The 23,275-nt window shown below is 58.2% G+C and carries 24 protein-coding genes; 16 read left to right on the top strand and 8 right to left on the bottom strand.

Annotated elements, in window-relative coordinates; translation table 11 throughout:
• The first annotated feature begins 1 nt into the window (after position 1).
• From HGHM_RS10015 to HGHM_RS09940, 15 genes are all read left to right on the top strand, one after another.
• A complete protein-coding gene (locus HGHM_RS10015; RefSeq protein ID WP_019141393.1) occupies positions 2-1,231 on the top strand; it encodes a type II secretion system F family protein in 1,230 nt (409 codons plus the stop codon).
• Positions 1,232-1,245: 14 nt separating this feature from the next.
• Positions 1,246-1,791: a hypothetical protein gene (locus HGHM_RS10010; protein WP_148415467.1), complete on the top strand. Its 546-nt coding sequence runs from the start codon at positions 1,246-1,248 to the stop codon at positions 1,789-1,791.
• A 122-nt stretch (positions 1,792-1,913) separates the two neighbouring features.
• Positions 1,914-2,414 carry a type II secretion system protein gene (locus HGHM_RS23820; protein ID WP_019141391.1) on the top strand — a complete coding sequence of 167 codons (501 nt, stop codon included), beginning with the start codon at positions 1,914-1,916 and terminating at the stop codon, positions 2,412-2,414.
• A gap of 62 nt (positions 2,415-2,476) precedes the next feature.
• Positions 2,477-2,935: a type II secretion system protein gene (locus HGHM_RS23815; RefSeq protein WP_019141390.1), complete on the top strand. Its 459-nt coding sequence runs from the start codon at positions 2,477-2,479 to the stop codon at positions 2,933-2,935.
• Between the two features lie 152 nt (positions 2,936-3,087).
• Positions 3,088-3,669 carry a pilus assembly FimT family protein gene (locus tag HGHM_RS09995; protein WP_081583558.1) on the top strand — a complete coding sequence of 194 codons (582 nt, stop codon included), beginning with the start codon at positions 3,088-3,090 and terminating at the stop codon, positions 3,667-3,669.
• Positions 3,656-4,264, top strand: a complete 609-nt coding sequence (locus HGHM_RS09990; RefSeq protein ID WP_019141388.1) for a prepilin-type N-terminal cleavage/methylation domain-containing protein — start codon at positions 3,656-3,658, stop codon at positions 4,262-4,264. Before HGHM_RS09995 ends, HGHM_RS09990 begins: the two co-directional genes overlap by 14 nt.
• Positions 4,261-5,253, top strand: coding sequence for a prepilin-type N-terminal cleavage/methylation domain-containing protein (locus HGHM_RS09985; protein WP_019141387.1), 993 nt, complete (start codon positions 4,261-4,263; stop codon positions 5,251-5,253). Before HGHM_RS09990 ends, HGHM_RS09985 begins: the two co-directional genes overlap by 4 nt.
• Complete coding sequence (locus HGHM_RS09980; protein WP_019141386.1) at positions 5,250-5,720, top strand: hypothetical protein; 471 nt, start codon at positions 5,250-5,252, stop codon at positions 5,718-5,720. The genes HGHM_RS09985 and HGHM_RS09980 overlap by 4 nt, the downstream gene beginning before the upstream one ends.
• Positions 5,721-5,810: 90 nt before the next feature.
• A complete protein-coding gene (locus tag HGHM_RS09975; protein ID WP_019141385.1) occupies positions 5,811-9,683 on the top strand; it encodes a DUF6701 domain-containing protein in 3,873 nt (1,290 codons plus the stop codon).
• Between the two features lie 148 nt (positions 9,684-9,831).
• A complete protein-coding gene (gene pilM / locus HGHM_RS09970; protein ID WP_019141384.1) occupies positions 9,832-10,782 on the top strand; it encodes a type IV pilus biogenesis protein PilM in 951 nt (316 codons plus the stop codon).
• Complete coding sequence (locus tag HGHM_RS09965) at positions 10,779-11,459, top strand: hypothetical protein (RefSeq protein ID WP_019141383.1); 681 nt, start codon at positions 10,779-10,781, stop codon at positions 11,457-11,459. Before pilM ends, HGHM_RS09965 begins: the two co-directional genes overlap by 4 nt.
• Entirely contained in the window at positions 11,456-12,157 is a 702-nt protein-coding gene (locus HGHM_RS09960; protein ID WP_019141382.1) for a hypothetical protein, read from the top strand. The genes HGHM_RS09965 and HGHM_RS09960 overlap by 4 nt, the downstream gene beginning before the upstream one ends.
• A gap of 409 nt (positions 12,158-12,566) precedes the next feature.
• On the top strand, positions 12,567-14,303 hold the full coding sequence (mshL, locus tag HGHM_RS09950; RefSeq protein WP_026075884.1) for a pilus (MSHA type) biogenesis protein MshL: 1,737 nt from the start codon (positions 12,567-12,569) through the stop codon (positions 14,301-14,303).
• A gap of 8 nt (positions 14,304-14,311) precedes the next feature.
• A complete protein-coding gene (locus HGHM_RS09945) occupies positions 14,312-15,205 on the top strand; it encodes an ExeA family protein (protein ID WP_019141379.1) in 894 nt (297 codons plus the stop codon).
• Complete coding sequence (locus tag HGHM_RS09940; RefSeq protein ID WP_075111744.1) at positions 15,202-16,377, top strand: tetratricopeptide repeat protein; 1,176 nt, start codon at positions 15,202-15,204, stop codon at positions 16,375-16,377. Before HGHM_RS09945 ends, HGHM_RS09940 begins: the two co-directional genes overlap by 4 nt.
• A 73-nt stretch (positions 16,378-16,450) precedes the next feature.
• Here the strand turns inward: HGHM_RS09940 and HGHM_RS09935 are convergent, their stop codons facing one another.
• The 3 genes from HGHM_RS09935 to HGHM_RS23170 all read right to left on the bottom strand — a co-directional run bounded on the left by HGHM_RS09935 (position 16,451) and on the right by HGHM_RS23170 (position 18,288).
• Complete coding sequence (locus tag HGHM_RS09935) at positions 16,451-17,044, bottom strand: LOG family protein (protein ID WP_026075882.1); 594 nt, start codon at positions 17,042-17,044, stop codon at positions 16,451-16,453.
• Between the two features lie 131 nt (positions 17,045-17,175).
• A complete protein-coding gene (locus tag HGHM_RS09930) occupies positions 17,176-17,841 on the bottom strand; it encodes a TetR/AcrR family transcriptional regulator (RefSeq protein ID WP_019141376.1) in 666 nt (221 codons plus the stop codon).
• A 294-nt stretch (positions 17,842-18,135) separates the two neighbouring features.
• Positions 18,136-18,288 (bottom strand): hypothetical protein, encoded by a 153-nt coding sequence (locus HGHM_RS23170; RefSeq protein WP_019141375.1) that lies wholly within the window; start codon positions 18,286-18,288, stop codon positions 18,136-18,138.
• Between the two features lie 284 nt (positions 18,289-18,572).
• On the opposite strand from HGHM_RS23170, the gene corA reads away from it, so the two are divergent.
• Entirely contained in the window at positions 18,573-19,538 is a 966-nt protein-coding gene (gene corA, locus HGHM_RS09920; RefSeq protein WP_026075881.1) for a magnesium/cobalt transporter CorA, read from the top strand.
• A 13-nt stretch (positions 19,539-19,551) separates the two neighbouring features.
• Here corA and HGHM_RS09915 read toward each other — a convergent pair whose 3' ends face one another.
• The 5 genes from HGHM_RS09915 to HGHM_RS09895 all read right to left on the bottom strand — a co-directional run bounded on the left by HGHM_RS09915 (position 19,552) and on the right by HGHM_RS09895 (position 22,844).
• Positions 19,552-20,535, bottom strand: coding sequence for an esterase/lipase family protein (locus HGHM_RS09915; protein WP_034348943.1), 984 nt, complete (start codon positions 20,533-20,535; stop codon positions 19,552-19,554).
• Positions 20,536-20,644: 109 nt separating this feature from the next.
• Positions 20,645-21,163, bottom strand: coding sequence for an RDD family protein (locus HGHM_RS09910; RefSeq protein WP_026075880.1), 519 nt, complete (start codon positions 21,161-21,163; stop codon positions 20,645-20,647).
• A 7-nt stretch (positions 21,164-21,170) separates the two neighbouring features.
• Positions 21,171-21,854 carry a DUF3106 domain-containing protein gene (locus HGHM_RS21100; RefSeq protein ID WP_019141371.1) on the bottom strand — a complete coding sequence of 228 codons (684 nt, stop codon included), beginning with the start codon at positions 21,852-21,854 and terminating at the stop codon, positions 21,171-21,173.
• 10 nt (positions 21,855-21,864) lie between these two features.
• Positions 21,865-22,278, bottom strand: coding sequence for a DUF3619 family protein (locus tag HGHM_RS09900; protein WP_019141370.1), 414 nt, complete (start codon positions 22,276-22,278; stop codon positions 21,865-21,867).
• On the bottom strand, positions 22,275-22,844 hold the full coding sequence (locus HGHM_RS09895) for an RNA polymerase sigma factor (RefSeq protein ID WP_026075879.1): 570 nt from the start codon (positions 22,842-22,844) through the stop codon (positions 22,275-22,277). The genes HGHM_RS09900 and HGHM_RS09895 overlap by 4 nt, the downstream gene beginning before the upstream one ends.
• Positions 22,845-23,275: the final 431 nt, after the last annotated feature.

Here is a 23,275-nt window from a genome sequence, read left to right as displayed (position 1 = left end):
GGTGCCTTTCTTTGCCTACAAAGCGCGCAACGCCCGCGGCGAGTTGTTGCAAGGCGTGCTCGAAAGCGCGGACAGCGGCGCGATCGCGGACCAGCTTTTCAACACCGGTCTCACCCCGATCGAAATCGTGGCGACCAGCAAGCCTGTCATCGCAGGGGAGGGCGGCTGGCGGGAGCGGCTGTTCGAAGAAAAGGTGCGGCCGATCGACGTACAGATGTTCAGCCGGCAGATGCACACTTTGCTCAAGGCCGGCGTACCCATCATGCGCGCCCTCGCGGGCTTGCAGGAGTCGGCGATCAACAAGTCGTTCGCGCGCGTCCTGAAGGACATCCGCGAATCACTCGACGCCGGGCGTGAGCTGTCGGCGTCGCTCCGCCGCCATCCCGAGGTATTCTCCTCCTTTTACGTGAACATGGTGCGCGTCGGTGAAACCACCGGCCGCATGGAAGAGATTTTTCTGCGCCTGTTCGGTCAGCTCGAGTTTGATCGGGATATGCGCGAGCGGGTGAAGACCGCGCTGCGCTACCCGATGTTCGTCGTCATCTCCATGACGGTGGCAATTGCAGTCATCAACCTGTTCGTCATTCCTGCATTCGCCAAGGTGTATGCCGGCTTCAATGCCCAGCTGCCATTGATGACGCGGATACTGATCAACACCTCGAATTTCACCGTCCAGTCCTGGCCCTACATTCTGGTTGCGCTCATCGCCGCCTTCTTTGGATTCAGGTTCTATATCGGCACCCCGGAAGGAAGGTATCGCTGGGACAAGGCCAAGCTGCGGATCCCGATCGTCGGCAAGATCATGCAGAAAGCCACGCTGGCGCGCTTCGCCCGCAGCTTCGCGCTGGCGAGCAAGAGCGGCGTGCCGATCGTGCAAGGCCTGAATGTGGTGGCACAAACGGTCGACAATGCCTATATCTCGGGCCGCATCGAACAGATGCGCGATGGCGTCGAGCGGGGCGAGAGCATCCTTCGCACCGCGGTGACGACCGGCGTGTTCACCCCGGTCGTGCTGCAAATGGTCGCGGTGGGTGAGGAAACCGGCGAGCTCGACGAGCTGATGGATGAAATCGCCGACATGTACGAGCGCGAAGTCGATTATGAGCTGAAGACGCTGTCGTCTCAGATCGAGCCCATCCTGATCGTCTGCCTCGGCATCCTGGTGCTGATCCTCGCGCTCGGCGTATTCCTCCCGATCTGGGACCTTGGCAAGGTCGCGATCCACAAATGACGGCAATGCCGGGCATGACGGAGCCGAACCGCCTTTTGCGCAGGGGGCGCAAGAGCCGGGAGGGCGGCTTTTCCCGCTTCGAATTCGGGGTGTGCACCATCCTGGCCGGTGTGCTGGCAGCGGTATTCCTTCATTACCTGCTGCGTTACCAGGAACAGGCGGAAAAGATCGCCATGGAGACCACGGTCATCAACATGCGCAGCGGTCTACGCCTGCGCATTGCCGAATTGATGACGCTCGACCGGATGAATGAAGCCGGCACACTGCTCCAGGAAAACCCTGTCAACTGGCTGGAGACGCCGCCGCCCAACTACCTTGGCGAGATGGCCGATTCCACCCGAGCCGACATCCCGGCAGGGAACTGGTACTTCGATACGGCACGACGTGAACTCGTTTACCTTCCCCGGCTTGCACGCTACTTCGAAGCCGACCCCGGAGCAGAAACGGCAATCCGTTTCAGGGTCACTGCGATATTTTCGTCGCCTTCCGGAAACGGAAAAGCCCAAGCAAAAGCCCAGGGAATAGCCATCGTTCCTGTGCATTCCTATATCTGGTTCTGATCCGTCCATCCTTACAAGAAATTTCATGTAGGAAGTCGTCTGTATTGCGCAACAATGTTTCCTGAGGTCACTTCTTTACGGGTATGATTCGACCTGTTACCAATTGAAACAAATTTTCTGAAATGCGCCAAAGGCAGACCGGATTCACCCTGATCGAACTGGTAGTCGTGATCGCTATCATCGGCATCATGGCAGCCGTCGCGCTTCCGCGTTTCATCGGCCTGCAATCCCAGGCGCGCGCCGCAAAAGCCAAGGCGATCTTCGGCTCTGTCAAATCTGCCGCCTCTCTGGCGCGCGCCAACTGCCTGGTCGACCTGGCTGGCCTGACCAACCCGGCTGCTTGCACATCCACCGGCGGCACCACCAACATGGATGGCGTCGCGATACAGATGGTGAACCAGTTTCCCGCGCCGACGATGGAAGGCATTATCGCCGCCTCCCAGATCAATGCAGCTTCGGATGGAGTGACGATCACCGCCGGTGCTGCGGCAACCGACCCGATCCTGATCGATATGGTCGGCGGCAATGTACCCAATTGCAGGATTTCGTATTCAGCGGCGACGACAAGCGCCAGCGGCGGCGTGATCGCGCCTGTCATGAGTGTCGTCACGGACGGTTGTTAAGGTTTTACCCGGGCACGGGGCGGAAGCCCTGAAATAAGAAGCGCTTTTTTTAGGAGAAAGTCATGCGCGTCAAACAACAACAGGGTTTCACCCTGATCGAGTTGGTGGTGGTCATTGTGATTTTGGGGATTTTGGCGGCGACCGCGCTGCCGAAGTTTGTGGATATGTCTTCTGAAGCCGAAACGGCGACGACACAAGGTGTTGCTGGGGCGATCTCATCTGCAGGTTCAGTGAATTATGCAAAATATAAGGCGGCAAGCGGTACCTCTACTGGTGCGAAAGCGATTGACGATGCTACTGACGCATGCGCAGGCACTAATAGTGTTTATGCAGCCAGAACAACGTTCTTGACCGGTAGTGTTAGCTTGGTGAATGCCACGCCGAACACTACGAACGAGTACAAAATTTCGGCGGTGTCAGGGCAGGGAGTGTGTACCGCTGGTGCGAGTACTGTCATTCAATGCACGGTTACCAGCAAGGGCGGTAAAACGGCTACTGCGTACGTGCCTTGCACTAACTGATGTTTGAATAACGATTAAGTAGTGCTGTTCCGAGGGCGCGCTCTTACACCATGAATTGGTGCGGGCGCGTCCTTTCGTATTGTGGCCGCCCAATATTCGACTTCGCACGAAATGTGCACCGGATTTGATGCAAACTCCATTTGCGTCAAATCATGCAAGTCTCCCGCGAAGGACGATGGGTTCAACAATTGAAAAAGCAGAGACGAGTGATCAGGGAGCAAGGTTTTACTGTTGTTGAGCTGGTTGCCACGATGATCATCGTAGGCATCTTGGCGGCAGTCGCCGTCCCTCGCTATTTTGACCGTACCACCTTCGACGCTCGCAGCTATGGTGACACCGTCCAATCCATGCTCAGCTACGCCCAAAAAGTAGCCATCGCCCAGCGCCGGAATGTGTATGTCCGCCTAAACGGAAGCAGCGCCGCACTTTGTTTCGATGCAGCCTGCAACAGCACCGTGCCCGCTCCGGCAGGCGCCAACAGCGGCAGCGCCACCACCAAAGCCGCATGCGCGAACAATTCAGCCTGGTTCTGCGAGGGTAATCCGAATGGTGTCGCCTATGCCGTATTCCCGAGCATCGGCATGTTTTACTTCAATGCGCTCGGCAGGCCATTCAATTCGACTGATACCACGCCGGTCTCCACCTTCAATGCCACTCTCCGCATCTCGGTTTCCGGTGGCGGCGTGACGCGCGACATATTCGTAGAACGTGAAACGGGTTATGTGCATTTCTGACAGATCCATCCGGAACAGGCACGAGCAGGGGCTGACCCTGATCGAGCTGGTTCTCTTCATCGTGATCGTCAGCGTGGGCATCGCCGGCATCCTGTCAGTGCTGAACGTGACGAGCAGGTCGAGCGCCGATCCGCAAGTGCGCAAGCAGGCATTGTCGATAGCCGAAGCGATGCTGGAAGAAATCGAGCTGGCCCGCTTTACCTATTGCGATCCGACTGATCCGGCAGCGGAGACCGCGACAAAGTCGATCGTCGGCGTGGTTGCCGGTGGCTGCACTAGCGCCGCCACATTGGAAAACGCCGGGATAGAGGCTGGCAGCAGCACTGAGCGCCCTTACGACAACGTCAACGACTACGTCAATCAGTTCGGCATTCCCAAGGCCTACTCGACGGACGCGAACAACAAGTCGTTCATCATCGACGGCAATACCTACAACGCGAGCGTGACGATTCGGCAAGCTGCATTCCCCGATGGCGCGAACGCGATTCCCGCGGACAGTGCGCTGATGATCACGGTGACAGTGACAGATAGCCAGGGCAATTCCATTACTCTCGACGGGTATCGCACCCGGTATGCTCCGAACGCGCTGCCATGAAGACAGGTTCCGATTCCTTGTTTGACGTGGCCCAGCAATCACATCACCGGCAGCGTGCACGCGGAAAGCAAGCTGCGGGTTCGCATGTCGACAGACTCCACTTCCAGCACGGCTTCACTCTGGTTGAGGCGATCATCGTGATCGTCATCACCGCCGTGATCGCCGCGGTGGTCGCCATCTTCATCCCTAAACCGGTGCAGGCTTACTTCGATTCCGCGGACCGGGCTGCGCTGACCGATGTTGCCGACACTGCGCTGCGCCGCATGGCGCGCGACCTGCGCCTGGCGCTGCCGAACAGCATACGGGTGTCGGCCGACGGTAAGTATCTCGAACTGCTCCTGACGAAGACGGGTGGTCGCTATCTTGCGGAAGAGGACATGGCGACTGGTAATCCCCTCAGGTTCGACACTTGCGACGGCACCTCGGGCGACCGCCAGTTTGATGTGGTCGGCGCTGCCCTGGCCGGCAATTCGGGGTCGCCGTTCGGCCCAGAACAGCAGATTGCCTCCGGCGATTACGTCGTCGTCTACAACCTCGGGCAAGCGCCCGCAGACGCCTACAACTGCACCGCGTCCTGCAATCGAGCTCAAGTAAGCAGCACTCCAACCGACAACACGATCAGGCTCGATTCCAATCCCTTTTGCGCCCAGCCGGAGCCGCGCATGAAATCGCCTTCGATGCGCTTCCAGGTCGTCGCAACACCGGTGACTTATTACTGCGACGGCAGTGCAGGTGGCCTCGGCGGTACGCTGACTCGCTACTGGGACTACACGATCCAGGAAGGCCCGCCACCAGTGAATCTGAGTGCGGGAACAAGCCCGAAAAGCGCATTGCTGGCGACAGGTGTAGTGAGCTGCAGCTTCGATTACGACAACCTCCGCAACATCCACAGTGGGCTGGTCGGCCTCACTATCACGTTGCAGGTCCCGAACAGCAACAGTGGGGCAGTAACCCTGTTCCATCAGGTCCACGTGGATAACACGCCATGATGCCGCGTCCCGACAAGTTCATGCGCCTGCGTGCCGCCGGCAAAGCCGGCAAGCGGGGATTCAGCCTGGTGAGCGCCATGTTCCTGCTGGTGGTGCTCTCCACGCTGGGCGCGGCCATCCTCAATATCTCGACCGCGCAGCACATGAGTTCCGCGCTGGACGTGCAGGGCGCGCGCGCTTATCAAGCGGCACGGGCCGGCATTGAATGGGGCATGTACAAGCAACTGCAGGAAAATAAGTGCAACAACACGACATCCTTCCAGCTGCCTGCGGGTTCTACCTTGGGCGCATTCACTGTGACCGTGGAGTGCTCATCCAAGGATGGACCGGTATCGGGAGCGGGCACGAATCTCAAGCGTTGGCTCATCACATCGACTGCCTGCAATCAGCCCACTGCAACCGGGATATGTCCAAATCCGGGCCAGAACGGGGCTTATGTGGAAAGAAGATTGCAGGTGCAGTTTTGAGTGCAGGTGGAATGGAGACGCTCCGGACTGCGTTTTGCCCCTGTTCGCGATCCTCGCACTGCGGGCCGGGCCCAAGGAAAGGAAAATGACATGAAAATGAAAGCAGGCTGTCTGCAAATCCTATGGGGTTTCCTCGCCGGCGTCATTTTCACCAGCTTGATGTCAGCCGCAGCGTCCAGCCACGCCGCCGTTACGATCGCATCGGCAACGCTTAATGGCGCAACAACCTTAAACGTTACGCCGGGTGCCACCATTTCGGTCACGATAACGGTGTCCCACAGCAATAATGGGGATGACTGGTTTTCCACCGGCTGGCTCATTACTGACGGACAGGGAAATCAGGTGTCGGATTGCCAGGACACGCCCAACCATAGCGGAAGGGGAACATTCACCGAAACCTTCAACATCACGGCGCCCAGTACGGAGAGTACCTATACCGTGTATTTTGGTGTCTACGATACGAGGGGTACTTGCAGAAATCAGGATCTGCAGGACACCTATACCATGGCAAATGCGCTCAGAGTCATTGCCTATCCCTCGGTGAGTTCCATCAGTCTGGCCAGTGCAAACCCGACCAATCCTTCGACCAACGTTTCCTGGACAGTGGTGTTCGACAAATCCGTAACAGGAGTGGACCAGGCGGATTTCTCGCTGGTGACCGGCGGGAATGTCACAGGCGCTTCCATCACGTCGGTGAGCGGCGGCGGAACCACCTGGACTGTCACCGCCAAGACCGGCAGCGGGGACGGCACGCTGGGGTTGAACCTGGTGGACGACGACAGCATCGTTGCCAACGGTGCCAGACTGGGCGGAACGGGAGCCGGCAACGGCAATTATTCCGGGCCGGCGTACACGATTCCCGCTCCGGCAGTCGTATCGATGAACTTGGCCAGCGCCGATCCGACCAGTTCCGCGACTACGGTGTCGTGGACGGTGGTGTTCAATCGAAGCGTGACGGGGGTGGACAAGGCGGATTTCGCCCTCGTCCCGGGAGGAGGCGTCACCGGCGCTTCCATCACTTCGGTAACCGGCAGCGGAACGACCTGGACTGTTTCTGCCAATACCGGCAGCGGCAGCGGATCCCTCGGGCTCAATTTGGTGGACGACGATACCATTGTCGATGTATCTGGCACAAAACTTGGCGGAGCTGGGGCTGGCAACGGAAACTTCACGGGAGCGGCGTATACCATCAAGCCGCCGTTCTGTTCGCCGCCGGCCAATGCACCCGCGGGTGTGACGCTGACCTGCGTCTGCGATACATTCAGCCGAAGCAATCTCAATCCCTCGACGATTTACGGAGCGAACTGGATTGTATCCACCAGCGACACGACCGGCATCGTGCCGAGCATCGTCAATCCCGGTTACTTAAGGCTGACGAACAACACTACGAACAATGCCAAGGCGGTCACCGTGCCGGGCATCTTCCCGGCAGCAGGCAATTACATTTCAGTGGAATTCCAGCATTACGCCTACGGCAGCAATACCAACCCTGGTGCGGATGGCATTGCGGTGACGCTGTCTGATTATCTGGTGCCGCCCGTTCCCGGTGCTTTCGGCGGCTCCCTCGGCTACGCACAAAAAACACCGCCGGCCGTTACCGCCAACATTCCCGGCTTTGCCGGAGGCTGGATCGGTGTTGCACTCGACGAGTACGGAAATTTCCAGAGCGCGACCGAAGGTCGCATCGGTGGCCAGGGAACTATCGCACAGTCTGTCGGTGTGCGCGGCTCCGGCTCAGGCGTGAGCGGCTACAACTGGCTCGCCGGCACCAACGGCCTGAATCCCGGCATCGACAACAGGACTTCGACGACGCCTTCGCGCGGTTACTACTACCAGGTGATCGTCGATGCCCGCAATCCGACCAGCGCCGCTGTCTCCGTCAATCGCGATACCGGGGCAGGCTACACTTCGCTTATCAGCATCCCGAATGTTTATACGGCGGCGGCAAACCGCGGATTTACTCAGGCACCGGTTCCCGAAAACTGGCAGATTTCCTTTACTGGCTCGACTGGCGGCTCGACGAATATCCATGAAATCGGCGGATTGAGGATCTGCGCCCAGACTGTGGTGCCGCCGAGCGGCGGAACAGCCAGCGGTTTCAGCGTGATTGATGAAGGGTACGGTACGCCAGCGCTCGCAGTGCAGAATTACCTGACTGGCCATATCTATACCAAGCTGGTTGGAACGGCCTTCAAGCTTAACGTAGCAGCGCTCAGCAACAGCCAGATTCAAACCATCTATGCGGCTGGCGCGAACAAATCGGTCACAGTCAAATTGGTCGACAACAGCGATGGTAAATGCGTGCTCGACAGTACGCAGGCAAATTATTGCAACAGCGCCTGCATCAGCAAGACTGCCGTCTCCAGCGGCAGCCAGACGCTGACCTTCACCGCTTCCGACAAGGGGCAAAAACAGTCAGCCAACTTCACTCTCAATTCAGCCTATCGCAACCTGGTGGCGATTGTCGATGACGGTACGACGGCCGCCTGTTCTATCGATGCATTTTCCGTACGGCCGACCGGCATTACCTCTGTGACCTCCAGTGATGCAACAAACCTCGGCACTTCGGGAGGGCGAACGTTCAAGGCTGGCGCAGACAAATTCTCGCTGACAGCAACGGTCGCCGGTGTGGCAGGAAGCTCAAGCGGCTACGACGGCGTGCTGAAGATCAACAAGGACTTGATACAGGCGCTCAGTCCTGCCACTGTTGCCGGCACGGTTTCGCCATTGAGCTTTCCTGCAGCGACCAAGGGCACTGGCTCGTCCACCGCGTTGGGAGATAAAACCTTTACCTATAGTGAGGTCGGCGCCTTCGTTCTGCCCCCCTATAGCGTATTTGACGGCGTGGTAACCACCAGCGAATGTCAGGGGAAAACGACTGCCCAATGCGACACACTGAAAGCCGCGACCTGGACCGGTGTCGACAGCATCAGCGGGAAGGGCGATTGTGTCGCCGACAGCTTTTCGAATGCCAAGGATGCCAGCGGCAAGTACGGCTGCAACTTCGGCAATAGTTCTACTTCCGCTACTGCGACCCTGGGTCGTTTCATTCCCTACCGCTTCGCGCTTTCCAGCACCCTAACCAACCGCGCCGACCTGTCTTCGTGTCCGGATTCATTCACCTATTTCGGCGAACAGCTCAATGCGAAATTCACCCTGACGGCACAGGCTGCGGACGGCTCCACCACGAGGAATTACACAGGCGATCTTGCCAAGCTCGACCCCACGGTATTTGCGAATCTGAGAATGGCGGCGGCGGACCGTACCACGAGCCTGCCCGCGCCAGCCTCGGCGCCGCCTTATCGGCTCACACCTACAGCCGATGGCATGCCGGCCATCAAATGCGGGACTACGCCCTGCTTCCAGGCGGGTGTTGCGGCAGATATCGACGTGGCTTTCAAGTTTGCTCGGAATGCATCGCCGGAAGGTGCCTATGGCGCGGTCGATATCGGCATCAATCCCATGGACGAAGATGGTGTGACAGTTCCTCTCGATATCGATACGACGAGCACGACCAACACGCCCAGTGCCCTGGTTTTTGATCACGGCATGCTGGGGACGACCGAACTGCGCTACGGGCGGCTGCGCATCGACAACGCCTATGGCTCGGAATTGCTCAAGCTGTCTGTCCCGGTCACTGCCGACTACTGGAACGGGAAGGCCTATGCAAGGAATACCCTGGACAATTGCAGCCCGCTTGCCGGCAGCAATTTCGAGCTATTGAATCACACGGGCGGTCTCGATGCCAGCAACATGAATGCATCCAATATCGCCGGCGGGCTTGCACTGAGTGGGGGCAGCGGCAAGATCGTGTTGAATGCACCCAGTCCCAGGCCCACCAAAAACGGCAGCGTGGACCTCAGGTCGAACAGCGCGAATCTGCCCTATCTGCCAGGGATCGGCCGCGAAACCTTCGGTGTGTACAAGGCCGGGAGGGTGATTTATGTGCGCGAAATTTACTGAGGCGGCTGCAGAACCAAGATGATGAAAACCACATTTTGCAGAGTGCCTTCCATGGAAATGTTCCTTATGGATCATAGGGATGGCAATTTTCTTGACAGCAATAATCTAATAGCCTAACTTCCTGTAACTCTTTCTTACATTTGTCGGCATGGGCCTTTTCAAGAAATCCAGGAGAAATGCTGGCTACCTCGCCATCAGCTTCATCGACGGCGGGATTTGCGCCGTCCAGATCAATCGTTCCGCCTCGTCCCGCCCTGCAGTCGGCGTGATGGGCTTTCACGCGCTCGAACATCCCGTCAACGAAGCTGCTCTCGAAAAATTTGCGAAGGAAATCGACGCAGGCGCCTACCAGTGCGGCACATTGCTGGCGCCGAATGAATACCAGCTGCTGTCGGTCGATGCGCCGAACGTGCCGCCGGACGAGCTGAAGACGGCCATCCGCTGGCGACTGAAGGACATGCTCGATTTTCATATCGACGACGCGACCATCGATGTGCTGGACGTCCCCGTTGACAAGAATGCACCGACGCGCAATCACTCGATGTTTGCGGTGGCGGCACGCAATCATGTCGTGCAGCGCTGCCAGAACCTGTTCGGCGAAGCAAAGATTCCACTCAGCGTGATCGATATTCCGGACACCGCGCAACGAAATTTCTCCGCCATGCTCGAACCGGAGGGCAGGGGCGTCGCCATGCTGTCCTTCGATTCAACGGGCGGCTTGCTGACGATCACCTATTCCGGCGAGCTTTACCTGTCGCGCCGAATCGACATCACGCTGGCGCAAATCAGGCAAGGCGATACCGAGCCCCAGAATGCCTGCTTCGACCGCGTGACGCTGGAACTGCAGCGTTCGCTCGACCATTTCGACCGTCAGTATCACTTCATCACGGTGTCCAAGCTTGTGCTGGCACCCTTGGGGATGTCGGGCGAGGCGCTCAAGGATTATCTGGCGGCGAATCTGTACATTCCGGTCGAATCCTTCGACATGGAATCCGTGCTCGACATTTCGAATGCCCCGGCATTGAAGTCGCCCGAGAGCCAGCAGCGCTATTTCCTCACCCTGGGAGCGGCATTGCGCCATGAGGAGGTCGCGCTGTGAGCCAGCAGATCAATCTGTTCAATCCCATCTTCCTCAAGCAGAAGAAGTATTTTTCCGCGACAACCATGGCGCAGGCCCTGGGGATGATCCTGGCGGGAGCGCTGCTTCTGGGGGCTTATACGAGCTACCAGGTGTCCGCGCTGAGCAAGGAAGTGGAGGCTACCTCGGCGCAGCTGGCTTCGACCCAGGCGCAACTGACCAGCCTGAACGCCCAATTCGGCAAGCGGCAAAGGAACCAGCAGCTCGAGCAAGATGTCCAGAAGGCCGAGGCCGAAATCCGCTCGATGCAGCAGGCCCTCGATACCCTGAGGAGGGGAGATCTGGGGAATACGAAAGGCTATGCGGAATACATGCGCGCGTTTGCGCGCCAGATCGTTGGCGGAGTCTGGCTGACCGGCTTCGGCATCAGCGGCGCGGGAAGCGAGATCGGGTTGCAGGGACGGGCATTGAAGCCCGATCTGGTACCCGTGTATATCAGCCGTCTCAAGCACGAGCCCGCTCTGCAGGGCAAATCCTTTGCGAGTCTTGAAGTGCATGCGCCACGTGTGGAAACTGCAGGCAAGGATGACTCGCCTGCTGCCAAGCATCATGTAAATGGGGCATACGTCGAGTTCAACCTGCAGTCTTCCGGCACGGCCGGCATGCAGGCAGCTGCTCCGGGAGCAAAAAGCAAATGAAGCAGTACTGGCAAAAGTCAGCGGAAAAAATCGATGCGCTGACCTTGCGCGAGCGCGCCATCATCTTCGCCATGGTGGCTCTGGCCCTGGTCGTGCTGGTCAACACATTTCTGCTCGATACCCAATACAGAAAGCAGCAGCAGTTGTCCCAGCGCGTGAAGCAGGAACAGACCCTGGTGGCTGCCCTGCAGGCGGAAATCCAGAACAAGGTGTTGCATGACGGAGACGATCCCGACAAGCAGAACAAGGCCCGGCTCGAGCAGCTCAAGCAGGAGGCTGTTCGCATGCAACTGGCTTTGCACGACATGCAAAAAGGACTGGTCCCTCCTGATAGAATGCCGGCGCTGCTCGAAGACATACTGAAACAGAATGGCAGCCTGCGCCTGGTTTCCCTCAAGACGTTTCCGCCGGTTTCTTTGAGCGAGACCGCAGTGGAAGCGGGAACGGAGGCAAGCAAGGATGACAAGGCCCCCAAGGCTGCAGCCAAGCCGGCTACTGCCGCCGTCTACAAGCATGGCGTCGAAATTGTGGTGCTGGGCACCTACGCTGATCTCCTGAATTACCTGACCCAGCTGGAAGGAATGCCCTGGCAACTGTTCTGGAGCAAGGCAGCCCTGAATGTCGACGAATATCCGAGGTCGACGCTTACCCTCACACTTTTCACCTTGAGCCTGGATGAAAAATGGCTGAACCTTTGATCAGGACAATTCCCATCGTTGCGCTCGAGGCCTGCCTCGCACTGATGCTCTCGGCAGCGGCATCTGCTGTCCTTGCCGAAGGACTGGCAGATCCCACTCGTCCGCCGGCGTCATTGGGCGCGACGGTTTCGGAAGAAAATGCAGGCCGAACCAGCAATGCTGGCCCGGTTCTGCAATCCGTCCTGATTGCCCCAGGCCGCAGGGAGGCGATCATCAGCGGGCAGACGGTCAGACTGGGGAGCAAATTCGGCGAGGCCCGCGTAGTGTCCATTGCCGAGTCGGAGGTGGTTTTGCGTAACGGGAAGGACAGGCAGGTCCTGAAGCTTTTTCCGGGAATGGAAAAGAGAGTGGCGCGGCGTGGAACGCAGTCCAGGCCGGCCGCCCCCAAACAAGAAAGACAAGGTAGAGAGTGAAAAACGTTACAACAGCCCTCTTGATCGCGAGCCTGGTCGGTTGCGCTTCCGTGTCCCAGAAGGGCGAGACATCCGACCTGATCAATACCGAACTGGCGAAGGCAGCTCAGCCGAAATCGCAGTCGGCCCAGCCGGATGCCGTTGCGGCTGCGTTGCTTCCACCTCTGAAGATCGAAATTCCGAAGGCCCGCCAGCCTCTGGAGGAACGGTTCAGCGTGACTTTCAACAACGTGCCGGCTCCGCAGTTTTTTATGGGGATCGCTTCCGGCACGCGCTACAGCATGCTGGTTCACCCCGAAGTGACGGGCACGATTTCCGTCAACCTCAAGGACGTGACGGTCCTGGAAGCGCTCGATGCCGTACGCGAACTATACGGTTATGACTACAAGGTGGAAGGCAACCGGATTTACATCAAGCCACTGACCATGCAGACGCGCGTTTTCCACGTCAACTATCTGACGGGAAGCCGCAAGGGCACTTCCGACATCCGCGTGACCTCCGGTTCGATCAGCGATTCTTCCTATTCCGGAAGTGCCGGCACGCCGGGAGCGGTCGTTCCGGGATCTGCGACGCCCGCAACGACTTCACAGGCACTGAACACCAGCAAGATCAGCACGTCTTCCACCACGGATTTCTGGAGCGAGCTCAAGGCCTCGCTGGAAGCGATCGTCGGCAACAACAAGGAAGGACGCAGCGTCGTCGTCAGCCCGCAGTCGGGTGTGGTTGTCGTCCGGGGCATGTGGGATGAGCTGCGCAATGTCGAGGCCTATCTGAAGGCGACCCAGCTCGCAGTCGATCGCCAGGTGATCCTTGATGCGAAGATCATGGAAGTGGAGCTGAATGACGAATTTCAGTCCGGTGTGAACTGGGCCGCATTCAGGATCGGCGGCAACAGCGCATTGTCCACCGGCTTCATCTCGCCCAGTACTACCTTGTCCACATTGCCCGGAACACTCTCGAGTACAGCCAATACGCCATCCATTGGCGGCGTGCCCGGCAAGTCGCTGGCAACCGGCGCGGTAGCGGCAGGAGCCGAGGCGGCGGGCGCCGCAGCGGGCTCGCTGTTCGGGCTCGCCTTCCAGACCAGCAATTTCGCCGCCCTGATTTCATTCCTCGAAACCCAGGGCAAGGTGCATGTGTTGTCGAATCCGCGAATCGCGACGCTCAACAATCAGAAAGCGGTGCTGAAAGTCGGCCGGGACGAGTTTTTCGTCACGAACGTCAGCACGACCACGACTGCTACCGGCAACACCAGCGTGACGAGCCCGACTGTCACGGTGCAGCCCTTCTTCTCCGGCGTCGCTCTCGATGTGATGCCGCAGATCGACGAGAGCGGCAACATCATCCTGCATATCCATCCATCGGTAAGCAATGTCACGACCGTGGACAAGCCGCTCAATCTCGGCACTGCCGGCACCTTCAGCCTGCCTCTGGCTTCCAGCAGCATTTCGGAGACGGACAGTGTGGTGCGCGGTCAGGACGGCCAGATCGTGGCGATCGGAGGACTGATGCGCCAGGCCAGCACGTCGGATCGTGCCCAGGTGCCGGGCGCGGGAGAGGTGCCCGTGGTCGGCGGCTTGTTCCGCAACACCAAGCAGACTACCCAGAAGCGTGAGCTGGTCATCCTGCTGAAACCTACCATCGTCCAGGGCAGCAATACATGGGCCGACGACGTCATGGAGAGCCAGCGCCGTATTCAGGGGATGGAATCCCGCGGCTCTCAGGAACAATGAGCTGACGTATGTACCAGGCTCACTTCGGTTTGCGCGAATTGCCGTTTGGCATAACTCCGGACACAAGTTATTTTTTTGCCTGCTCCAATTATCAGGCGGCGCTGAACACGCTCCTGATTGCTGCAAAAAATGGCGAGGGCTTCATCAAGATTACCGGGGAAGTCGGGACCGGCAAGACCCTGCTGTGCCGCAAGTTCATGGCTTCCCTCGACAGGGAATTCGTGACGGCCTATATCCCGAACCCTTTCCTGGAGCCACGCACACTGATGATGGCGCTGGCGGACGAGCTGGAAACGCCGATCGAGAAGGACGCCGATCAGCACCAGCTTCTGAAGGCGATCAATCATCGTCTGCTGGTGTTGGCACGTGAAGGCAAGCGCGTGGTGCTGTGCCTCGATGAAGCGCAGGCCATGCCGATCGAAAGCCTGGAGGCCTTGCGCCTCTTGACCAATCTTGAAACCGAGAAGCGCAAGCTGCTGCAAATCGTCCTGTTCGGTCAGCCGGAGCTGGACCGCAAACTGCAGCAGGAGGCGATTCGCCAATTGAACCAGCGCATCACGTTTCACTATCATCTCGGACCGTTGACCAAGGACGATATGAACTTTTATGTATCTCATCGGCTGAAGATCGCAGGCTTTGCGGGGAGCAGGCTGTTTGATCGCGGCGCGATCAGGGCGCTGCATGCGGCGAGCGGTGGCATCCCGCGCCTGGTAAACATACTAGCTCACAAATCACTGATGCTCGGTTTCGGGGAAGGCCGGCAGATGATTTCGGCCCGTCACGTGCGTGCTGCCGCAAGAGACACCGGTGCGGCTTGGAAGTACTCCTGGGTCAAGTTCTGGCTTGCCGCGGCAGCACTGCTCGTGGCGAGCACAAGCGTGGGATGGGCGTATTTCCGATGAGCCTGATCAATCAAATGCTGCAAGACCTGGAGGCGCGGCGCTCCGATGCTCCGGAAACCAACGCGTTTGGACAGCAGGTGCGGGCGGTGCCGGAGCGGCATGGTATCCATGCTGCGTGGTGGCTGGTCCTGCTGCTGGCGGTATTACTGATTGCGGTCCTCGCATGGAGTTTCTTGCGTCCTTCGCAATCGGTTCCGGTTGCCGCTCCGGCTCCAGTGGCAGTTGCGCAGCTCGCGCCCAAACCGCAATTGCCCTTGCGGCTCGATACGGACATGAATGCGGCGCCCGCGTCGCTTGCGCAGGATGCTGCTGCACAGGAAAGCCAGGAAGTTACCGCGCCTGCGGCGCCAGCGGTCGCTGCCGCCGAGCCCATCAAGGTAAACCTCGAGCCGGTGACCATGCCGTCTGCCAGGAACGCACACTTGACGGAAGTTTCCCAGACGAGAATGCAGACCACCGATGTGGCTTCACAAGTCACGGAAGCGAAGCCTGTTCAGCCGGCAAGGCAGTTAATTGCAGGCACGGCCCTTATGCCCGCTTCCAGGCCAGCGAATCCCGCGCCCGCTGTTACCGTCAACAAGCAGATCAAGGAACTGACGCCACAACAGCGCGCGGAAAACGAGTACCGCAAGGCGACCGTACTGATCCAGCAGGGCAGGGCTTCTGAAGCCATTGCCAGCCTGGAGCAGGCATTGCAGCTCGATCCTCTGCATTCCGCCGCGCGCCAGGCCCTGGTTGCGGTGCTCCTGCAGGACAACCGGGCCGACGATGCCTTGCGCAAGGCGCGGGAGGGGCTGGCGCTTGATCCCGCACAGCCGGGTCTGGCGATGATTCTCTCGCGGCTGCAGCTGGAAAGGGGCGAGCTGAAGTTCGCCATCGAAACCCTGCAACGCACGCTTCCTCATGCCGCGGAGCGCGCCGATTATCAGGCCTTCCTGGCCGCATTGCTGCAGCGCGACGGGCGTCACAAGGACGCGGTCGAACACTATCTGAAAGCACTGCGAACGGAGCCGCAAAGCGGCGTATGGTGGATGGGGCTCGGAATTTCCCTGCAGGCGGAGAATCGGACGCTGGAGGCGCAGGAAGCCTACAACCGGGCGAAAGCGACAAATAACCTGTCGCCGGAACTCGTTCAGTTCGTGGACGCGAAGCTGAAGCAATTGCAGCGCTAAGCCGGATGACGGCGTCCTCACGGGCGAACAGACTCAGCGCTTTCCTGGCCTGTATGCCCGAACGCTTCCTGCCTCAGATAATCTTCGCGGCTTCCTCGCGGTCGAGCCATTTGATGTGGTGCTGCGGTCGATAATTCCTGAAGGCAGAGAGCAATGCGGCTGGATCGGAGTCATGCATGAGCAGGGAGGCATGCTCAGTCCGCAGGAAACGCTGGGACACCACGTGGTCGAGGAAGGCAACCAGGCCATCGTAAAAACCCTGCACATTCAGCAGGCCGATCGGCTTGGCGTGGAAACCGAGCTGCGACCAGGTCATCACCTCGAACAGCTCTTCCAGCGTACCTATGCCGCCTGGCATGGCAACAAATCCGTCTGACAGCTCCGCCATCATGGCCTTGCGCTCATGCATGTCCTTCACGATATGCAGCCGAGTCAGTCCACGATGTCCCACTTCCTTTTCCATGAGCGCCTGGGGAATCACACCAGTAGCTTCCCCACCAAGCCGCAAGACCTCATCGGCGACAATCCCCATCAGGCCGACATTGCCGCCGCCATAAACCAGCGCAATATTGTTGTCGACCAGTTCCCTGGCCATGGCGCGGGCGGCTTCCGCGTAGACCGGCAAGGCGCCGACAGATGAACCGCAATAGATGCAGATTGATTTCACGGGATTGTGCAGAAAACAGATTGGTTGAAAAAGCCCGGTCCGCCAGAACGGCGTCCTTTGGAATCACTCCCTACTGCGGGGCGGTCAGGCAAGGATTCCAGCATTTTATACTGCTTGCCTTGAAAGAAGGTTCACTTCAGCTTCTGCAGGTATTCGTCCGCGAGCTTCTCGAACACCCGGTGCGTCTCACCGCGCAGGTAAGGCCGAATCAGGGACAGCACCTGGTAGCAACCGCGGGCCAGGGCTTCTGCCATCGCCTGCTGCTCGGTGTATTTGCGAGGATTGCGCACGTATTCATATGACAGCCAGTAGGTCGCCACCACGACCATGTTGGTGGCAAGCGCATCGATCTCCGCGTCGCTGGCTTCGAAAGCCTTGTCGCTGCGCAGTCCTAGGCACAGTTGCTGCGCGACCTTGATCTTGTGTGCCACGATTTCCTTGAAGCGCAGCTCGAGCGTCCGGTTGCGGGACAGCAGGTCGCTCAGGTCGCGATAGAAGAAGCGGTAGCGCCAGACCAGTTCGAACATCAGATGCAGGTAAAGCCAGACGTCTTCGATGTTGGCGCGGCGGTTGGCCGGGACCGCGAGCATGCGGCCGATTTCCGACTCGAACTGGGCGAACAGGGAATTGACAATATCGTCCTTGTTACGGAAATGGTAATAAAGATTCCCGGGAGAGATGTTCATCTCCTCGGCAATCACCGTCGTTGTGATATTGGGCTCGCCAAACTCATTGAACAGCCGCAGCGACAATTCCAGTATCCGTTCGCGCGTGCGCCGTGGAGCCTTGTGTTGCATGCCAGTTTTCTCCCATCCCTTCCTGCATTTTTTGCGAGGATACCACTGATAGCGGGCAATAGAACCTCTTGCCGGGAAATCCGGCTGTCAATGTTCACGGCAGCCGACGGGAAGGAGTGCAAGGCCGGAAAGGCGGATTGGAAAGGCGGGTGCGATGCGGCATCCCTGGCGGTATGCCTGCTATCCCTGGAAAAGAGATCTGGCCGCTCTTTCGCATTGCATATACTGCCTCTCCACCCGTGAAAATGCAGGTGCACTGCAATTTCTGCAAGATGACTGAATCGATTGCGTGGATCACTTTTCGACGGCGACATCGCTTTCGATCATATTGGTTTCATCGACGGTTCCCTTGTCGTTGTCTGAGATATCCGTCAATTGGCCGCTTTCGACCGTCGGCATTCCCGGGACCGTGTGATAGGTTAAAGGCTGGGAGATAAATCGCTTCATAATATGCTCCTTGCATATATGGAAGCATCACGCTATAAGCTTGCAGACTGCGAATGCGTTTTCCGGAGAACGCAGGTGGAAGGCCAACGAATCATTTCAGTCGCAGCGCAGGTAATAAACTGCCAGAATCCGATCTTTGAATTAAGGTGGCTGAAGAACTGTGCGGCTGCCTTGGCATGTTCATGACGAGACGGAGAAGAGCGGGAATTGTTTATTCATGACGCGTCGGAGCTTCATTCGGTTACACCCGTGTGCTGCGCCAAAGTTGGCAGGGAAGGGAAGTCATGCTGATTAATTGTGCTGCTTACCAGGATGGAAGGAAGTTGGCGGACGTCCCGGTGCAAAGAATAGGCGAATATGTCGCCCGGCCGGATTGCTTTGTCTGGGTCGCCCTGAAAGACCCGGAGCCGGGCGAACTGGAGCACATGCAGAAGGAGTTCGGCTTGCATGAATTGGCGGTCGAGGATGCCCGGCATGGTCACCAGAGGCCGAAGATCGAGGAATACGGTGATTCGCTGTTCGGCGTGATGCACACGATCGATCTAGTTGACGGCGAGCTGCGTGTCGGAGAACTCGACGTCTTCGTCGAAGAAAAATATGTACTGTCGGTCCGCAACCAAAGTCAGCAGGGATTTTCCGCTGTGCGGCAGCGCTGCGAGCGTGAACCGCATCTCCTGAAGCAGGGGGCTGCCTTTGTGTTCTATGCCTTGATGGATGCGGTGGTGGACCGCTATTTTCCGGTCCTCGATTTTCTGGAATCGGAACTGGAAGCCATCGAGCAGCGGATATTCCTGAAGGGTTCGGAGCGTGCCAACATCGAAAGCCTCTATCAGCTCAAGCAGCAGGTCACGCTGCTCAAGCACGCGGTTGCCCCGCTCATGGAGAACGTCACCCGGCTTTACGGGGGCAGGGTGCCGCCCATGTGCGTGAATACGCAGGAGTACTTTCGCGACGTATATGATCACCTGTATCGGATCAATACGTCGATAGACGCGATCCGTGACACGATCAGCACCGCAATACAGGTCAATCTTTCAATGGTGACCATTGAGGAAAGTGAAGTGAGCAAAAGGCTGGCCGCCTGGGCTGCCATTTTTGCGGTCGCAACTGCATTTTTTGGCGTGTGGGGCATGAACTTCGAGGGCATGCCGGAGCTGAAATGGAAATACGGCTACCCCTTTGCCTTGTGCGTGGTGACGATCGTCTGCGGCTTCCTGTATTACCGCTTCAAGAAATCCGGCTGGCTGTAGATGCCTCTTTGGCTTAGCCGTGCCGCATTTCGCCTGCGGACAGCGACCGGAATACCGGATGCGCGGATGAGGCTTTCATGACTTCTTCGATCACGCACTTCTGGATGGCCGGGTTCAGCGCAAGCGCCACATGACCGATGCCATGGAATTCAATGTTGCGCGCGTCTTCAAGATGGGATGAAGTCTGCGGGGCAATGATGTTGTCCTGGTGCGAATAAATCGACGTGAACAAGCGGCGGACAGCCCCGCTTTCACTCGCAGCCAGGTCGCGCAGCCAGGCACTGGACATGCCTTCGACCGCATTTCCGGTCCAGCGCATCTGCTCGCAGTTCAAGCCCTTGCCGAAATTGGCGAGGCCCGTACCCTGGTGCGGCGTGCCCAGCGTAATGACCCGCGCAATTCGCGCACTGCCATGAGCACGAAGATAGGCCCTAGCCGCCAGACCGCCCATGCTATGCGCAACAATGATGATTTTGTCCTTCCCAGTCTGCTGACAGAGTAACTCGATGGCGCGATGCACTGCCGGCACGAATTCATCGATGCCGGCGAATACCGGCTCCATATTCACCGCATGGTGGGTAATGTGCGCGTGTACCAAGGCCTTGCTCATCGAATGCCAATATCCGCTGTTGCAACCGTAGCCATGTATCAGGAGTACGGGCAGACCGGCAGGGAAGGCCGAGACATGGTTCTTGAATGCGTGGAAGGGCATGGTCCAGGACGATGAAAGCATTGTCGCACCGAATTCTTCGAAGAACATGCGGCATGTCTGGTGCCATTTGATCCTGTGCCCGACGGGAGTGCTGCTGCGGTAGATCCATGCAATCAGGAAGTTATTTGCCGTGATCAGCATGCGGAGGAGGACAACGAGGCCGAAGCCGCTCAATGCCGCCAGCATCAGGCTGTCCATGTGAAACGTCTTTGCAAACGCAGCGGAAAGGCCGAAGGCAAGACCGAGTTGCAGGGCGAGCAGGATTCTGGTGATGCGGGTAATCATGGAACGATTGAAAGGATAGCTGCATCGATTGCCGGGGATGTTCTCCATTATGGCGCAGCCAGCACTCGCCCAGGAATTGCTCTGGGACCAGCGTATCGAACCCCGGTTTTTACACGACCTTCGGACTTGCCGCGGGTTCCGCAGAATCCGCAGCGCTGACCACGCGGGTGCCGATCAGCCTGTCGTGCAGGAACTGGCGTTGCGGATCGAGGTAGGCGGTGAGTGCCCAGAGTGCGACGTTGCCCATGGGGATCAGGGCAAGCATCCAGGCCTTTGCATCAAGCGCCCATGCCAGGGCCAGTCCGGGCAGGACCCACATCCAGGCAAGCAGATAGCGAATGATTGCATGCCATAGCCGAATTGCATTGCCGTCAGCCGTCACCAGACGGATCCGCCACGTCTTCATGGCCAAAGTCTGGCCGCCATGCGTCCAAAACCAGACGAAATAGATGCCGACTACGAAAAATAGCCAGGCTTGTTGTGCATGCCTCAGGTAGAGAGCATGGCGCTGCTGCAGCAGCGTGGAAAACAGCCAGCCGGAGATGAATACGACAGCGAACAGCAGCATGGCTTCATACAGCATGCTGGCCAGACGCCGCTTCAAGGAGGGTGTTGTCGTTTTTTTCAAGGGCGGGTCACTTGCTTGGTTCCGGCGCCATTGGAGCCACCGGCTTGAGAGCAGAATGGTTTGCCGCCTTGGGCGTCACCGACTGTTCAAGCACGGGTTTCGGAGTCGATTTGATAGGGGGCACGGTCTTGGCTTTGCGTTGCGCAGCCGTCGGCAATGTCGCGACCTTCTTCTTCTCAGCCGCACGGGCTGCCAGCGCCTTCTTTTGCTCTTCAGGCAATTGCTGGTACTGCTGCCATTGTGCCGACTTCTGGTCCGGGTTCAGCTTCTTGGCGCGGGCATAGCTTTCACGCGCGAGCCGGCGCTGGTCGGGCGTGAGTTTCACCCAGTCGCGCATGCGTTCTTGTACGCGCTGCTGCTCTTCCGGGCTCATGGAAGAAAATTTCTTGCTTATGGCGAGCCACTTTTTCTTGCGCTGGCTATCCAGTTTGTCCCATTCATTTGCCAGGGGAGCCAGTGCTTGTTGCTGATCAGGCGTCAGCTCACGCCACATCGGCCTGGCCGCTGATTGCTGTTTTGCCGCAGCCGGTATAACGGTGCCGGACTGGGACGCAACGCCGGGCGCTGTCGATCCGGCATTTTCGGAAATGAGCGGAGCATTCCCAATGGCTGCAAATGCAGCGGCGGCGGCCAGGATTCCACCCGCGATACAGGCCGCCCGCAAAAAGCGGGCGGTGGAAAGGGAAGCCATGCGTGCCACTTTACTCCCCTCGCTCCCCGTGCCCGGCAAGATACGCGTTAAAGCCATTGTCCAGATATGCGGACAGCGGCAAATCGTCCGAAAGAACTGCAGCATCGATTTCGGCTGTTTCGTTGATGCGCTGCTGCTGTTCGAATTTGTAAATGCTGGTCAGCCCCAGGACCAGTACCACCAGTGGCAATGCCAGACTCACGCGCCCAAGCCAGGACAGCGGTCCGCCAAAAAATTGCCCGGCATGCCCCGCCATAACAACACGGTTCGCCAGCGCACGCAGCCCGGATTCCTTCCTTTTACGGGAAAGCGCGATTTTGCGGGCCGATGCCAGTTTTTCTACTGTTAATGCGGGCAAATTATCGGCGTTTTCATTCAGCGCGTGCCGGATCTTGTAAGCGAAGTTGAGTTCTCTGGTGTTCATAAGGTGATCCCTTTGGCTTTTAGTGCCTGGGCCAAAGCATGTGTCGCTCGAGAGCAGTGGGTCTTTACGCTACCTTCCGAGCACCCCATTGCTGCAGCAGTCTCGGCCACATCCATATCCTGCCAATAACGCATCAGGAATGCTTCCCGTTGACGGCTTGGCAGTTTTTGAACTTCCGCCTCTATGACCGCAAGTACCTGTTCCCGTTCGAGCTTGTCGGCGCTGGACTCGGCGGCCTGAGTTCCTTCCTCCGCCGCATAGGTTTCCAGCAGATCGAAATTTTCCTGATCCTCGCTTTCACCGGTTAGGCCCGAAAACAGGCTAACCCAGGTGTTGCGCACCTTTTCGCGCCGGAAATAGTCATGAATGGTATTTTGCAGGATCCGCTGGAATAGCAAAGGCAATTCCGCAGCCGGCTTGTCCCCGTATTTTTCCGCCAGCTTGATCATCGCATCCTGCACGATGTCGAGGGCCGCCTCATCTTTTCGAACCGCGTATACGGCTTGCTTGAAGGCTTTGCGTTCTGCGCTTTCAAGAAAATCGGATAATTCTTTGTCTGTTGCCATGCGATGCGGCGGCTGCTTCGCTTCTCTTTTGGGTGGCAGGCTGATAGGGGCTGCCGTTGGGGTGGGCTGCTTCAAAACAGTGCGCATGCTAGCAAAAAAGCCGGTCCTTGTGCATGTTTTTTGCGCAAACCGCTTGATTTCAAATGCTTTTGGTGGAATTTAACTTGACCAAAATGCTGCAACGCATTAACTTATTAATCCCTTCGCAAACCTGAAGGATTGTCTTTTCGCGCGGCCCATGATGCCGCCCCCGAATCAGACGCGCTTATTTAAAAAGCTGTTTGCTCTAACCCGCGCCACAAGCGCGAGAAATCCGTAGCGGACCTCGGATACCTTGGCTGAACGAGTCGCGCTTAGCGCCGCTTTGAATCGCATCTACGGGTGCGCAACGAACCGGCGTGACCGCACAAAGAAGGGAAGCCTGGGCACTG

The organism is Noviherbaspirillum massiliense JC206 (genome assembly GCF_000312045.1).
GTDB classification, from domain to species: Bacteria; Pseudomonadota; Gammaproteobacteria; order Burkholderiales; family Burkholderiaceae_D; genus Noviherbaspirillum; species Noviherbaspirillum massiliense.
This window is presented reverse-complemented; position numbering and strand designations above follow the sequence as displayed.